Annotated in this window: 14 protein-coding genes; all 14 read left to right on the forward strand. The window is 55.7% G+C overall.

The genetic code is table 11. The annotated features are described in order from the left end of the window. The first annotated feature begins 336 nt into the window (after positions 1–336). Positions 337–543 (forward strand): hypothetical protein, encoded by a 207-nt coding sequence (locus NST29_RS07990; RefSeq protein WP_131385675.1) that lies wholly within the window; start codon positions 337–339, stop codon positions 541–543. Positions 544–635: 92 nt separating this feature from the next. Then, positions 636–2315 (forward strand): dihydroxy-acid dehydratase, encoded by a 1680-nt coding sequence (gene ilvD, locus NST29_RS07995; RefSeq protein WP_033019062.1) that lies wholly within the window; start codon positions 636–638, stop codon positions 2313–2315. 629 nt (positions 2316–2944) lie between these two features. After that, positions 2945–4270 carry a phenylacetate--CoA ligase PaaK gene (gene paaK, locus NST29_RS08000; protein WP_033021308.1) on the forward strand — a complete coding sequence of 442 codons (1326 nt, stop codon included), beginning with the start codon at positions 2945–2947 and terminating at the stop codon, positions 4268–4270. A gap of 92 nt (positions 4271–4362) precedes the next feature. Continuing rightward, positions 4363–5331, forward strand: coding sequence for a 1,2-phenylacetyl-CoA epoxidase subunit PaaA (paaA, locus tag NST29_RS08005; RefSeq protein WP_339232901.1), 969 nt, complete (start codon positions 4363–4365; stop codon positions 5329–5331). A 12-nt stretch (positions 5332–5343) separates the two neighbouring features. Further along, positions 5344–5697, forward strand: a complete 354-nt coding sequence (gene paaB / locus NST29_RS08010; RefSeq protein WP_033021312.1) for a 1,2-phenylacetyl-CoA epoxidase subunit PaaB — start codon at positions 5344–5346, stop codon at positions 5695–5697. Beyond that, positions 5673–6500: a 1,2-phenylacetyl-CoA epoxidase subunit PaaC gene (paaC, locus tag NST29_RS08015; RefSeq protein WP_339232902.1), complete on the forward strand. Its 828-nt coding sequence runs from the start codon at positions 5673–5675 to the stop codon at positions 6498–6500. Before paaB ends, paaC begins: the two co-directional genes overlap by 25 nt. Positions 6501–6644: 144 nt before the next feature. Beyond that, positions 6645–7121: a 1,2-phenylacetyl-CoA epoxidase subunit PaaD gene (gene paaD / locus NST29_RS08020; RefSeq protein WP_031408971.1), complete on the forward strand. Its 477-nt coding sequence runs from the start codon at positions 6645–6647 to the stop codon at positions 7119–7121. Positions 7122–7145: 24 nt separating this feature from the next. Then, positions 7146–7457, forward strand: a complete 312-nt coding sequence (locus NST29_RS08025; protein ID WP_033021317.1) for an EthD family reductase — start codon at positions 7146–7148, stop codon at positions 7455–7457. Continuing rightward, positions 7450–8226 carry an enoyl-CoA hydratase-related protein gene (locus NST29_RS08030; RefSeq protein ID WP_033021318.1) on the forward strand — a complete coding sequence of 259 codons (777 nt, stop codon included), beginning with the start codon at positions 7450–7452 and terminating at the stop codon, positions 8224–8226. The genes NST29_RS08025 and NST29_RS08030 overlap by 8 nt, the downstream gene beginning before the upstream one ends. 13 nt (positions 8227–8239) lie before the next feature. Then, positions 8240–9013: an enoyl-CoA hydratase-related protein gene (locus tag NST29_RS08035; RefSeq protein ID WP_033021321.1), complete on the forward strand. Its 774-nt coding sequence runs from the start codon at positions 8240–8242 to the stop codon at positions 9011–9013. 16 nt (positions 9014–9029) lie between these two features. Next, the gene (locus NST29_RS08040) at positions 9030–10547 is read left to right on the forward strand and encodes an aldehyde dehydrogenase family protein (protein WP_033021323.1); all 1518 of its coding nucleotides are present in this window, start codon (positions 9030–9032) and stop codon (positions 10545–10547) included. A gap of 303 nt (positions 10548–10850) precedes the next feature. Next, positions 10851–11714, forward strand: a complete 864-nt coding sequence (locus NST29_RS08045; protein ID WP_033021324.1) for a 3-hydroxyacyl-CoA dehydrogenase — start codon at positions 10851–10853, stop codon at positions 11712–11714. Between the two features lie 26 nt (positions 11715–11740). After that, positions 11741–12952 (forward strand): acetyl-CoA C-acyltransferase, encoded by a 1212-nt coding sequence (locus tag NST29_RS08050; RefSeq protein ID WP_033021339.1) that lies wholly within the window; start codon positions 11741–11743, stop codon positions 12950–12952. A gap of 261 nt (positions 12953–13213) precedes the next feature. Next, the gene (gene paaX / locus NST29_RS08055) at positions 13214–14071 is read left to right on the forward strand and encodes a phenylacetic acid degradation operon negative regulatory protein PaaX (protein WP_033021341.1); all 858 of its coding nucleotides are present in this window, start codon (positions 13214–13216) and stop codon (positions 14069–14071) included. The last annotated feature ends 16 nt before the right edge of the window (positions 14072–14087 follow it).

Here is a 14087-nt window from a genome sequence, read left to right on the forward strand (position 1 = left end):
GTTTGCATAAGCGGCCGTCTAGGGCAGGTTCAACCGGCTTCCCGCGAGGAACCTTCCAGCCTATGGGTTCCACTCTCTGGCGCGTTCCCTCGGTTTACTAGTCCCGTGCCGTTCCCGTTGATCCATTGTCATCGTCCAGAACGATAGATAGTTTGTAAGAAATTATGCCGGCAAATTCGGCTGTTGTCAAGAGAGAAGGAAACGGAACGATCAACGCAGCGCAAACCGCTCGTTGTCCTCCATCGGGAAACCGGGCGACCAATGTGTTCCGTGCCGCCTTCCCCGCTTGCGGCCGTTGTCCTCCGCCGGGAAACCCGGTGACCGCCGTTCCGTTGGGTGGAAGCATGGAGAAAAAGCGCAAACCGTCTTTATTTCCCAGCGAACGCTGGCCATGGTACGAACAGCATTTTCACCAGCTTTTCCGGTCTGTTTGGCGAGGCGATCGGGATACAGCCGCTTTCGCTGGCGCAAAGGAATGGCGAACGGCCGGAGCTTGGCTGGGAAGCGGCGCTGCCGCTGACTTGGATTGCAGGCAGCAAATGAAAACGTATTCAAAATAAAGATAATTGTCTTTCTATTAGAAAAAGTGGTACAATACTAGCAACCTAGCACTTTGTACGATGGAGGGACAACAGATGAAAAAACGGCGCAGTGACATGATCAAAAAAGGGTTTGACCGTGCTCCGCATCGGAGTTTGCTGCGGGCGGCTGGCGTGAAAGACGAAGATTTTGACAAACCGTTTATTGCCGTGGTCAACTCGTACATCGACATCATTCCGGGGCACGTCCATTTGCAAGAGTTTGGAAAAATCGTCAAAGAAGCGATTCGCGAGGCGGGCGGCGTCCCGTTTGAAATGAATACGATCGGCGTTGATGACGGCATTGCGATGGGCCATATTGGGATGCGCTATTCGCTTCCGAGCCGGGAAATCATCGCGGATTCGATTGAAACGGTCATTTCCGCGCACTGGTTTGACGGTATGGTGTGCATTCCCAACTGTGACAAGATTACGCCGGGGATGATGATGGCAGCGATGCGGCTCAACATCCCGACGATTTTCGTCAGCGGCGGGCCGATGAAAGCCGGTGTCACGAAAGATGGGCGCAAAATCTCGCTTTCGTCCGTGTTTGAAGGCGTCGGCGCGTATTTGGGTGGAACGCTCGATGAAAAAGGGTTGGAAGAGCTCGAACGCTACGGCTGTCCGACGTGCGGGTCGTGTTCCGGCATGTTTACCGCCAACTCGATGAACTGTTTGGCTGAAGCGCTTGGGTTGGCTTTGCCGGGCAACGGCACGATTTTGGCGGTCGACCCGGCGCGCAAAGAGCTCGTCCGCCGCTCAGCGAAGCAGCTCATGTATTTGATTGAGCATGATATTAAGCCGCGCGACATCGTGACGGAAAAAGCGATTGACAACGCGTTCGCGCTCGATATGGCGCTCGGCGGCTCGACGAACACGGTGCTGCATACGCTGGCGATCGCCAATGAAGCGGGCATTGACTACTCGCTCGAGCGGATCAACGAAATCGCCGCCCGCGTGCCGCACTTGGCGAAGCTCGCACCGGCCTCCGATATTCATTACATTGAAGATTTGCACGAAGCCGGCGGCGTCTCGGCGGTGCTGAATGAATTGGCGAAAAAAGAAGGGACGCTGCATTTGGATACGCTGACCGTCACCGGCAAGACGCTCGGTGAAAACATCGCCGGCTGTGAAGTGAAAAACGATGACGTCATTCGGCCGATTGACAACCCGTATTCGGAAACGGGGGGCCTCGCCATTTTGTTCGGCAACTTGGCTCCGGACGGTGCCGTCATTAAAACGGGCGCGGTTCAAGGCGGCATTACCCGCCATGAAGGCCCGGCGATCGTCTTTGATTCGCAGGAAGAGGCGCTGGAAGGCATCGCCAGCGGCAAAATCCAACCGGGTCATGTCGTCGTCATCCGCTATGAAGGGCCAAAAGGCGGTCCAGGCATGCCGGAAATGCTGGCGCCAACATCGCAAATTGTCGGCATGGGGCTTGGCACCAAGGTGGCGCTTGTGACCGACGGCCGCTTCTCCGGCGCCTCGCGCGGCCTGTCGGTCGGGCATGTGTCTCCGGAAGCGGCGGAAGGCGGCCCAATCGCCTTCATCCAAGACGGCGATATCATTGAAATCGACACAGTGAAACGGACGATCAACGTCAAGCTGTCCGACGAAGAGCTCGAACGGCGCAAAGCGAACTGGAAAGGCTTTGAGCCGAAAGTGAAAACCGGGTACCTCGCCCGCTACTCGAAACATGTCACCTCGGCGAGCACGGGCGGGATTATGAAAATTTAGTAGTTTGTCGTATGGATGGATCGAAATCCGTTCACGCAACGCTTCTGAGGATGATGAAAATTTAGTGGTTTGTCGTATACCGCGTTCGCTTGATAAAGCGCGGCAAGATGTCGAGGAGATGATGAAAATTTAGCAGTTTGTCGCCTAGCAGAGGCGGAAGCGCATATGATCACGAAGGGGATCCAGCCGTTGACGGATCCCCTTTTTTATTTTGTCGCGCCGATTTCACGATATGAAAAGCGTATTCGACTATATAAGTTGCAATTTGGGTTTACATGGCATTGTTCAATCTTCTTGTCACCGTGCCAGCTTGTCAGGTGATAAAGCCGGGACATGGAGGTCGGAAATTCTTTATTACAACCTATATCGTATGAAGCACGGGAGCGCCGCAAACAACGCCTTTGGCGCGGACTTCGGCTGCGGGGCGCCTGTTTCTGCGTGCCTTTGTCAGAAACGAAGAACCGAAAGCGGCTGCTTTTTTCTTGGCGGATGAAGGCAAAAACGATATTGACATTTTATAATATTTAGACTATTTTAAGATTAGATATGATATTTTATATATATTACGTTTATATAACGTTATATATTTTTGTATTTTTGGAAGCGCTTTAAAAAGGAGGGCGGAAACGATGATTTTCCATGACATCGAGACGGCTGCACGCTGGGAGCTTGAGGCGCTCCAGCTCGAGCGGCTGCGGGTGACGGCAGAGCGGGTGTATGCGCGGGTGCCGTTTTATCGGCAACGGTTTGATGAATGCGGAGTGAAGCCGGAGGACATCCGCACGCTTGAGGATGTGCGCAAACTCCCGTTTACGACAAAGCGGGATTTGCGGGACCATTATCCGTTTGGTTTGCTCGCGGTCGATCTTTCCCAATGTGTCCGTGTGCACGCTTCAAGCGGCACGAGCGGCAAACCGACGGTGGTCGCTTACACGAAGAAGGACATTGAGCACTGGGCCGATATTGTGGCGCGGGCGATTGTCATCGCGGGCGGAAAACCGGGGGATGTGATTCACAACGCCTATGGATACGGGCTGTTTACGGGCGGGCTCGGGCTGCATTATGGCAGCGAGCGGCTTGGCGCCGTGACGGTGCCGGTATCCGGGGGCAACACCGACCGGCAAGTGATGATCATTGAAGATTTTCAGCCGACCGTCATTTGCGCCACGCCGTCCTATGTATTGAACATTGCCGAACGGATGAAGGAGCTGGGCAAAGATCCGCGGCAAACATCGCTCAAATACGGCATCTTCGGGGCGGAACCGTGGTCCGAGGAAATGCGGCGCACGCTTGAAGAAACGTTTGATATGAAGGCGTGCGACATTTACGGGCTGAGTGAAGTGATCGGCCCGGGGGTGGCGATGGAATGCCACGAAGCGCAAAACGGCCTCCATATCGCCGAGGACCATTTCCTCGTGGAAGTGATCGACCCGAACACGCTCGAGCCGGTGGCGGAAGGAGAAGAAGGAGAGTTGGTGTTTACGAGCTTGACGAAAGAGGCGTTTCCGGTCATCCGCTACCGGACGGGCGACATCGCTTCCGTGACGAGAGAGCGGTGTGCTTGCGGGCGGACGACGGCGCGCATGTCGCGGGTCAAGGGGCGGGTTGATGATATGATCATCATCCGCGGCGTCAACGTGTTCCCGTCGGAAATTGAACACCATCTGCTTCGTGTCTCGGAACTGGCTCCGCACTATCAGCTGCACCGTCTCCGAAACGGACATTTGGAAGCGGTGGAATTGCATGCCGAAGTGACCGAGCAATTTTACGGTGAGACAGGCGGAAAGTTGCAAGGGGAAGCGGTCGACCGACTCATCCACCGCATTCAAGCGCTGCTGAAAACACACTGCCTCATTTCGATCGACGTTCATCTCCATCCTCCAAAAACGCTCCCGCGCTCGGAAGGAAAAGCGGTGCGTGTCGTTGACCGGCGCGGACAAGAGCATGCGGTGTAACGATTGAAAAAATAGTTGCTAATTTTATAACGTTAAAATATAATAACGTTAAATAAACGTTATATATTATGATTTTAACAGGGGGAGGAAGGATGGCAGCGATGATGACGTTCACCCGCCTGTCCAATGAGGAGAAATACGAACGGTTTATGCAGCGCATCGAGGCGGGGGAAAAGATCGAAGCCGATGACTGGATGCCGGATGAATATCGAATGACGCTCATCAAGCTGATTGCGATGCATGCGGTGAGCGAAATTATGGGAGCGCTTCCGGAAAAAGAATGGGTGCCGAAAGCGCCGTCGCTGCGCCGGAAGCTTGGCATCATGGCGAAGGTGCAGGACGAGATGGGGCACGGCCAGCTGCTGCTGCGGGTGGCAGAAGATTTGCTGGCGCCGCTTGGGAAAACGCGGGAAGATTTGATCGAAGATTTATTGAACGAACGGTTGAAGTTTCATAACGTGTTTCATATGCCGGCGCCGACATGGGCGGACGCCGGGTTGATCGGGTGGCTTGTCGACGGGGCGGCGATTATGACGCAGACGAATATGCTGGATGCCTCATACGGACCGTACGCACGGGCGCTGAAGCGCATTTGCGCCGAGGAAGTGTTTCACGCCCAGCACGGCGAGTCGATCATTTTGGCGCTCGCCGAAGGGACGAAGGAGCAGAAGGAGATGCTGCAAGAGGCGCTCAACCGTTGGTGGGAGGCGTTGCTCATGTTTTTCGGCCCGCCGACGGCCGACACGACAGGAACCTCGAAGCAAGACATCACGATCAAATACCGCATCCGCACGAAAACGAATGAACAGCTGCGCCAAGACTTTTTTACAAAATATGTGCCGCGCATTGGGGCGCTTGGTCTGAAGATTCCGGATGAGACAATGCATTTTGACAAAGAGAAGGGCCAATGGATTTACCGGCAGCCGGACTGGGAGAAGTTTAAACAAATCATTCGCAACAATGGTCCAAAATCGCAAGAGCGGCTGGAGCTGCGGCGGACGGCATATAAGCAGAACGCCTGGGTGCGCGAGGCGCTCAGTGCGGTGCGGACGGCCGGATGAGGAGGGATGGCCATGGCGGGGAAAGAACAAGGATTTTATCAAGTGTTTGAGGTGTTCAGCCGCAAAGCGCCGGATGCACCGATGCAGCATCAATTCAGTCTGCTTGCCCCCAATGAGGAGATCGCGCTCGTGATGGCGCAGGAAAACTTTATGCGCCGTGAGCCGGTCGCTGACCTTTGGGTCGTAAAGCGGGACTATATCCGGCGGATGAGTGAAGACGAAAAAGCAGCGCTCAAGCGGCTTGACAACAAAGATTACCGGCTGACGCGGGGATATGGGGATTTGAAAAAGCGGTGGCGCAAATATGAACAACAGGCGTTTGACGAAAAAGAAATTTTGTCATGGAAAGGCGAGATTCAACGATGAGTGAAAAGCATGTCGATGCGAACGGCCGGGAGGCGTTGACGGAGCTGTTGTTCCAGCTGGCCGACGATGACTTTTTGCTTGCCTACCGCGGCTCGGAATGGCTCGGCTTGGCGCCGCATATTGAGGAGGACATCGCGTTTTCTTCCATCAGTCAGGACACGATGGGCCATGCGGCCATGTATTATCAGCTGCTTGAACATCTTGGCTGTGGATCAGCCGACGAACTGGCGCACGCCCGCCCGGCTTCGGCCCGGCGCAATGCGGTTTTGCTCGAACGGGCGAACGGCCCGGGGCATTATTTGCGCGAACCTCGCTATGATTGGGCGTTCACCGTTGTTCGCCACTATTTTTATACGCAGGCCAAACGCGTCCGTCTCGAATCGCTGACCAAAAGCAGCTATGCCCCGCTCGCGGAAGTAGCGGCGAAAATTCAAGTGGAGCTGCACTACCATTTGCTTCATTGGCATACGTGGTTTGTCCAGCTGACGAATGCCCCTGGGGAAGCGCGGACGCGAATGACCAAAGCCATTCAAGACGTGGCCGCTGATTTTGCCGGTGTGTTGACGCTCGGAGCGAAAGGAACGGACATGGTGCGGTGGGGGCTGATTGATGAGGAAAAGGTGCTGACCGAAAACACCATTGCCGCGCTGGCGCCAGCGTTTGCCGAAGTGGGACTTGAGTGGCCGATGCCGTTTGGCATGAAGCATGGCAACGGCCGCAACGGCGAACATACGCCCGATTTGGACGAAGCGCTGGCAACGTTGTCAGAAGTATACCGCGCCGTCCCGCATGCGATATGGTAATGCCGGAGCCGCTGTTTGCCAACGTGCGGCGTTGGGCGTGACGCCTCTTGATGACGGACGAAGTGTTTGTTCAAGGAGCAAAACGGTGCACTAGGCAGCCCAAGCGGGAAAGCGGCAGCGGGTTGGAAAATGTGAGGGAGAGCCATGACAAATGAAGAGGTGTGGAAAGCGTTAGAAACGGTGAAAGACCCAGAGATTCATTCGATTAGCATTGTCGAGCTTGGGATGGTGGAGCAGGTTGACGTTCGGGATGAAGCAGTCTCGGTCTGTTTGCTGCCGACGTTTCTCGGCTGTCCGGCGCTTGATATCATCCGCACGCGGGTGGAGGAAGCGGTGAAGCAAGCAGGGGCTTCGGCGGTGACGGTTGAGTTTCTCCGCCATCCGCCGTGGACGTCCGATCGGATCAGCGAAGCCGGACGGGAGCGGCTGAAGCAGTTTGGCATCGCTCCGCCGCCGCGGCAAATGCCGTCAGGGGCGTGGCAAGTCGAGTGTCCGTATTGCGGGGCGGAGCGGACCATCATGGAAAATTTGTTCGGCCCGACCGCCTGCCGCAGCATTTTCTACTGCAAACAATGCAAAAATCCGTTTGAGGCGATGAAGCCGGTATTGATTTCGGGATAAGAAAAGGGAAAGGAGACGTTCGTGATGTTTAAAATGATTGCCTTGTACAAACAGCCGAAAGATAAGGAACAGTTTGACGCCCATTATTATGGAACGCATGTGCCGCTGACGGAAAAAATTCCTGGCCTCCGAAAAATCGAGGTGACGAAAATTACCGGGACGCCGATGGGGACGGAAAGCGAGTATTATTTGTTGTGTGAAATGTATTACGACAGCCAAGAGGCGTTCCAAGAGGCGATGAAAACGAAAGAAGCGAAGGCATCGGCCAAAGATGTCATGTCATTTGCCGGCGATCTCGTCACCTTTATGGTCGGTGAGGAAGTGGAATATGAGTGAGTGGACGTTCCTTGCGGTGCGGCAAGAGGGAGCGGTTGGCGTCATTGAACTGGCCCGCCCTGATGTGTTGAATGCGCTCAGCCGTCAGATGGTGGCGGAAATCGTCGCCGCCGTCGAATCGTTCGACCGGGATGAAGCCGTGCGTGTCATTGTGCTCACCGGACGCGGGCGGGCGTTCGCCGCTGGGGCCGATATTCAAGAGATGGCGGACGATGACCCCATTCGTCTTGAGTGGCTGAACCAGTTTGCCGATTGGGATCGCCTGTCCCTCGTGAAAACGCCGATGATTGCCGCTGTCAACGGCTTAGCGCTCGGCGGCGGCTTCGAGCTGGCGCTGTCATGCGATTGGATCATCGCTTCGGCCGCAGCGGAATTCGGTTTTCCAGAAGTCAACCTCGGCGTCATGCCAGGAGCGGGAGGCACGCAGCGGCTGACGAAGCTCATCGGGCCGAAGCGGGCGCTCGAGTGGCTTTGGACCGGGGCGCGCATGTCGGCGAAAGAAGCCGAGCAGCTAGGGATTGTCACCCGCGTCGTCAGCCCGGAGCTTTTAATGGAAGAAACGATGCGGTTGGCCGGGCGTCTCGCTGAACAGCCGCCTTTGGCTCTTCGGCTGATCAAAGAGGCGGTGCAAAAAGCGGTCGACTACCCGCTGTATGAAGGCATGCAATTTGAGCGGAAAAACTTTTACCTATTGTTCGCCTCGGAAGACCAAAAAGAAGGAATGGCGGCCTTCCTCGAAAAACGAAAGCCGCGCTTCCAAGGAAAATAAGGGGGGGCGTCCGATGTCCGAAACGATCCGTTATGAAGTGAAGGGGCAAGTCGCCTGGCTGACGCTCAACCGCCCGGATCAGCTCAATGCGTTTACGGAACAAATGAATGCGGAAGTGACAAAGGCGCTGAAGCAAGCAGGAGCGGATCAAAACGTCCGCTGCGTGGTGATCACCGGCGCCGGCCGAGCGTTTTGCGCCGGCGAAGACTTGAGCGGCGTGACGGAAGAAATGGACCATGGCGACGTGTTGCGCACCCGATACGCGCCGATGATGAAAGCGCTTCATCATCTGGAAAAGCCGGTTGTCGCCGCGGTGAACGGAGCGGCGGCCGGCGCGGGCATGAGCTTGGCGCTGGCGTGTGATTTCCGGCTTCTCTCGGAAAAGGCGAGTTTCGCTCCCGCGTTTATTCACGTCGGTCTTGTGCCGGATGCGGGGCATCTGTACTATTTGCCGCGCCTCATCGGGCGGGCAAAGGCGCTTGAGCTTGCGGTGCTCGGGGAAAAAGTGGCTGCCGAGGAAGCCGTTGCTCTTGGGCTGGCCACCAAGGTGATTCCGCTCTCGTCTTGGGAAGAGGAAGTCAAGCAGTTTGCCGAGCGGCTGGCGGCCATGCCGACGAAGGCGATTGGACTGATCAAACGGCTGCTTCGCGAAAGCCAAGAAGCGACGTTTGACCGCTACCTCGAACGGGAAGCGGAATGCCAGCGCATCGCGGGATTGACATCCGACCACCGCGAAGGCGTTAAGGCATTTTTTGAGAAACGGAAACCGATTTTCCAAGGAAACTAAGCAAGGGGGAAAAACGATGGCGACTGTCAAGCAAAAGAAAATGGAACCGATGCCGACGAAACGCGATTTCTATCATTTGATTATCAATGGGGAGCGGGTCGAAAGCGCCGCGGGCGAAACGTTGGTCGTCACCAATCCGGCCACGGGCGAACCGGTCGCTCGCGTCGCCAAAGGGACGCGCGAGGATGCCGAGCGTGCGGTGCAGGCGGCGCGGCAAGCGTTTGACCGCGGGAAATGGCGTCATTTTCCGGTGCAAAAACGGGCGCGCATCTTATACCAAATTGCGTCCATCATGCGCGAACGTTTCAATGAATTGGTGGAGTTGGAAATTTTGAATACCGGCAAAGCGTTGTCGGCGGCTCAAGGGCAAGTGATGCAGGCGATTGAAGACTTTGAATTTTTCGCTGGGGCGATCATTGGGCACCGCGGGGCGGTCAACCCGATGCCGGGGGCGTTTCACAACTATACAGAAAAGGAGCCTGTCGGCGTGTGCGCCCAAATTATTCCTTGGAACTATCCGCTCATGATGGCAGCTTGGAAAATTGCACCGGCCATTGCCGCGGGATGCTCGGTTGTCGTCAAACCAGCGTCGCTGACGCCGCTCACCTGCCTTGTGCTGGCGGAAATTTGCCATGAGGCTGGCGTGCCGGAAGGGGTCGTCAATGTGGTGACAGGCGCCGGAGCGGAAGTGGGGGACGATTTGGTCGAACATCCGCTTGTCGACAAAGTGGCGTTTACCGGATCGACGCCGGTCGGGAAGGAAATTATGGAGAAAGCGGCGAAAACATTAAAACGGGTGACGCTCGAGCTGGGTGGCAAATCGCCGAGCCTTGTGTTTGCGGACGCTGATTTGGAAGCCGCTGTCGCCGGCTCATTGTTCGGCATTTTCTACAACAGCGGCCAATCGTGCGAGGCGCGCTCCCGTTTGTATGTGCATGAAAGCATCTATGATGAGTTTATGGAAGCGTTCGTGGCCAAAACGAAACAGCTGAAGCTCGGCGATCCGTTTGATGCCGGCACGCACGTGGGAGCGATCATCAGCCGCGGTCAGCTCGAAGTGATCGATGAGTATGTGCAGTCCGCGGTCGCTGATGGAGCGACGATCGCCGCCGGCGGAAAAGAGGCGGTCGTGGCCGGCTTTGAAAACGGTTACTGGTATGAACCGACGATTTTGACGAACGTGAACCAGCAAATGAAAGCGGTTCGCGAAGAAATTTTTGGACCGGTTGTCGTCGTGATGAAATTCCGCGATGAAGCCGAAGCCGTTGAATTGGCGAACGACAGCGACTATGGACTGGCCGCCGCGATTTGGACAAAAGATCATGGCCGCGCCGTTCGTGTAGCCAAACAGCTGCGTTCCGGCATTGTCATGGTCAACAGCCCATTCTCCGCTTTCCCAGGCACGCCGTTTGGCGGCTACAAACAGTCCGGATTTGGGCGCGAGCTGTCTGTCGAGGCGCTTGATTTGTACACCGAAACGAAAAGCGTGCTGTCGTATTATGGTCCGCGTCCGCTTAATCCGTTTGGCGTCTAAGGCTTTTCACCGTTTTGCATTTGTCACGATACGAGAGCGTGTCGCGTCCTTGGAAGCAGCGTCCAGTTTGTCGCCCTTGCAGGCAAAGGCCGGTTAGGGCGAGCGATGGAGAGATACGTCCGCCCGATTGATGCGTTTCCATTTTTGGTGGCGGGCGGCCATGGGGCAGATCTATCTGGCTATCGAGCACCCCGTCGCTCGTGATGGGGTGCCCATTCATTTGGCGGCGTCCGCTGCTTGGTGAAAGGCACACCGGCTTGAGGCATCCGCCATGATATGCGAGAGCAGGAGAGGGGGAAGACGATGATCGAACGCCTTGTTGTCGTCGGCAGCGGCGTGATGGGGAGAGGCATTGCCTATGTCGGCGCTGTCGGCGGATTCCAGACGATCGTAGTGGACATTCAGCAAGAACAGTTGAAGAGCGCCCAGAAAGAGATTGCTTCGCTGTTCGAACAAGCCGTTGCTCGCGGGAAATTGACCGACAGCGAGCGGCAAGAAGCCGAGGCGCGCCTGTCGTATTCGCTTGATTTAGCGTCCGCTGTGCGCGATGCCGATTTGGTGATCGAGGCGGTGCCGGAAAAGCTTGAATGGAAAAAACAAGTGTTCGAGACGATGGACGCCCATGCGCCGGCGTCGTGCTATTTTGCGACGAATACGTCCACCATGAGTCCGACCGAAATCGGTTCGTTTACAAAGCGGCCGGAGCGGGTGATCGCCATGCACTTTTTCAATCCGGTCCATAAAATGAAGCTGGTGGAAATCATTCGTGGCCTTGAGACGAGCGACGAGACGGTGCAAGTGGCGAAAGAAGTGGCCGAGCGAATGGGGAAAGAGACCGTTGTCGTCAATGAATTTCCGGGATTCGTCACCAGCCGGATCAGCGCCCTTGTCGGCAATGAAGCGTTTTACATGTTGCAAGAAGGGGTCGGGACGCCGGAAGAGATCGACAAGGCGATCAAGCTCGGCCTCAATTTCCCGATGGGGCCGTTTGAGCTCGCAGATTTAGTCGGGCTTGATACGCGACTGAACAACTTAAACTATTTGCACGAAAAACTCGGAGAAAAATACCGCCCGGCGCCACTTTTGGAGCAATACGTCAAAGCGGGGCGGCTCGGCCGCAAAACCGGCCGCGGCGTCTATGACTATACGAATCGGGAAAACAGCTAATCCGCGAGAAAAGGAAGGGAGAGAACATGGGCAGAGAAGTCGTGATTGTCGATGCCGTGCGCACCCCGATCGGCCGCTATAAAGGGGCGTTGAAAGACGTACGGCCGGACGATTTAGCCGCCGTTGTCATCCGGGCGCTCATGGAACGCAACCCGAACGTGCCGCCGGAGCAAATCGACGATGTCGTATTGGGAAACGCGAACCAGGCGGGGGAAGACAACCGCAACGTCGCCCGCATGGCGGCGCTGTTGGCCGGGCTGCCGATGGAGGTGGCGGGGGTGACGGTCAATCGGCTGTGCGGTTCGGGGCTTGATGCGGTCAATTATGCGGCGCGGGCGATTTTGGCCAATGAGGCGGACATCGTGATCGCAGGCGGCGTGGAAAGCATGACGCGCTCTCCGTTTGTGATGGCCAAACCGTCAAGCGATTTTCCGCGCGGCAATATGGAGATGTACGACACGACGATCGGCTGGCGCTTTATCAATCCGAAGATGCACGAAATGTACGGCACCGACAGCATGCCGCAAACGGCGGAACATGTGGCGAAGCGATTCGGCATTGCACGCGAGGCGCAAGATGAGTTTGCTTACGAAAGCCAAATGAAAGCGAAACAAGCGTTCGAAACGAACCGGTTTGCCGATGAACTCGTGCCGGTCGTTTACCACGACCAAAAAGGCAACCGGATCGTTGTTGACAAGGATGAACATCCGCGCCCGGATACGACGTTGGAGAAGCTGGCCAAGCTGCCGCCGCTGTTTGAAAACGGCACCGTAACGGCTGGCAATTCCTCGGGCATTAATGACGGGGCGGCGGCGCTGTTGTTGATGAGTGCCGATACAGCGAAAGCGCTCGGTTTAAAGCCGTTAGCCAAATACGTAACGTCCGCTGTCGCCGGCGTGGAACCGGCGGTGATGGGAATCGGCCCGATTTTTGCGACGCGCAAAGCGCTGCGGCGCGCCGGGCTGTCCATCGATGACATTGGGCTTGTCGAGCTGAACGAGGCGTTTGCCTCGCAAGCGCTGGCATGCATCCAGCAGCTTGAGCTTGATCGGGCGAAAGTGAACGTCAACGGGGGGGCGATTGCGCTTGGCCATCCGCTTGGCGCGAGCGGCGCCCGCATTTTGACGACATTGATTTACGAAATGCGAAAACGCGGTGTCACCTACGGCTTGGCGACGATGTGCATCGGCGTCGGCCAAGGAATCGCGACGATGGTGAAAAACGCCGATGAACGGTGAGAGCGCTTTGCCTTGGTTCGGCGGAAAGGCTGGTTATGTTTCAGACGACGACCCGTCATCCAGCCAGCTCAAATGATGCCTGTCTAAGTTAGATGAAAATACCGAAGCTGTGGCCGCATGTTTTTATCTCATCGAGAGCCGCCTGCCTTTTTAGTGGTGCGGTTCTTTTTTTATTCCTTTTGTTTTTTCGTCCGTCTTGCCAGCGTGATAAAAGTTTGTTACGATTATAGTTCGAAAACAAGATAAAGGGAGCTTCGTCAGATGAATACGCGCTCACTCATTTTCACGATTTACGGCGACTACATCCGCCATTATGGCGGCGAAATTTGGATCGGCAGCTTGATCCGCCTTCTTCGCGAGTTCGGCCATAACGACCAAGCGGTGCGGGCAGCGGTGTCGCGCATGAGCAAACAAGGCTGGATTCGCGCGGAAAAGCGCGGCAACAAAAGCTACTATTCGCTCACGGAGCGCGGCGTCAAGCGGATGGAAGAAGCGGCGCGGCGCATTTACAAAACGCGCCCCGAGCATTGGGACGGGAAATGGCGCATTCTCATCTATACGATTCCTGAGGATAAGCGGCATTTGCGCGATGAACTGCGAAAGGAACTTGTTTGGAGCGGATTCGGCACGATTTCCAACAGCTGCTGGATTTCACCGAATAATTTAGAACAACAAGTGTACGACTTGATCGACAAGTATGACATCCGCCCGTATGTCGACTTCTTTCTTGCTGAATACGATGGACCGCATACGAATAAGCAACTTGTGGAAAAGTGCTGGAACTTAGAAGAGATCAACCAAAAATATGAACAGTTTATCGCGGTCTACAGTCAAAAATACGTCATTGACAAACATAAAATTGAGCGCGGCGAAATGTCGGACGCGGAATGTTTTGTCGAGCGGACGAAGCTCGTCCATGAATATCGAAAGTTTTTGTTCATCGACCCGGGGCTGCCCGAGGAATTGTTGCCGAATGAGTGGATGGGAAGCCATGCGGCCGCCTTGTTCAACGATTATTACCAACAACTCTCAGCACCAGCCAGCCGTTTTTTTGAAGCGGTGTTTCAAGAAGGAGCGGAGCTTGGCAAAAAGGAAGAGGAAGCATGTTCGCTTGAATGAACACGGATGCACGGCG

It is taken from the genome of Geobacillus sp. FSL W8-0026 (assembly GCF_037966255.1).
In the GTDB taxonomy this organism is placed as follows: domain Bacteria; phylum Bacillota; class Bacilli; order Bacillales; family Anoxybacillaceae; genus Geobacillus; species Geobacillus icigianus.

Coding starts and splice junctions, on each gene's coding strand:
- ilvD (WP_033019062.1), top strand. CDS start 636: ATGAAAAAACGGCGCAGTGACATGATCAAAAAAGGGTTTGACCGTGCT.
- paaK (WP_033021308.1), top strand. CDS start 2,945: ATGATTTTCCATGACATCGAGACGGCTGCACGCTGGGAGCTTGAGGCG.
- paaA (WP_339232901.1), top strand. CDS start 4,363: ATGGCAGCGATGATGACGTTCACCCGCCTGTCCAATGAGGAGAAATAC.
- paaB (WP_033021312.1), top strand. CDS start 5,344: ATGGCGGGGAAAGAACAAGGATTTTATCAAGTGTTTGAGGTGTTCAGC.
- paaC (WP_339232902.1), top strand. CDS start 5,673: ATGGAAAGGCGAGATTCAACGATGAGTGAAAAGCATGTCGATGCGAAC.
- paaD (WP_031408971.1), top strand. CDS start 6,645: ATGACAAATGAAGAGGTGTGGAAAGCGTTAGAAACGGTGAAAGACCCA.
- NST29_RS08025 (WP_033021317.1), top strand. CDS start 7,146: ATGTTTAAAATGATTGCCTTGTACAAACAGCCGAAAGATAAGGAACAG.
- NST29_RS08030 (WP_033021318.1), top strand. CDS start 7,450: ATGAGTGAGTGGACGTTCCTTGCGGTGCGGCAAGAGGGAGCGGTTGGC.
- NST29_RS08035 (WP_033021321.1), top strand. CDS start 8,240: ATGTCCGAAACGATCCGTTATGAAGTGAAGGGGCAAGTCGCCTGGCTG.
- NST29_RS08040 (WP_033021323.1), top strand. CDS start 9,030: ATGGCGACTGTCAAGCAAAAGAAAATGGAACCGATGCCGACGAAACGC.
- NST29_RS08045 (WP_033021324.1), top strand. CDS start 10,851: ATGATCGAACGCCTTGTTGTCGTCGGCAGCGGCGTGATGGGGAGAGGC.
- NST29_RS08050 (WP_033021339.1), top strand. CDS start 11,741: ATGGGCAGAGAAGTCGTGATTGTCGATGCCGTGCGCACCCCGATCGGC.
- paaX (WP_033021341.1), top strand. CDS start 13,214: ATGAATACGCGCTCACTCATTTTCACGATTTACGGCGACTACATCCGC.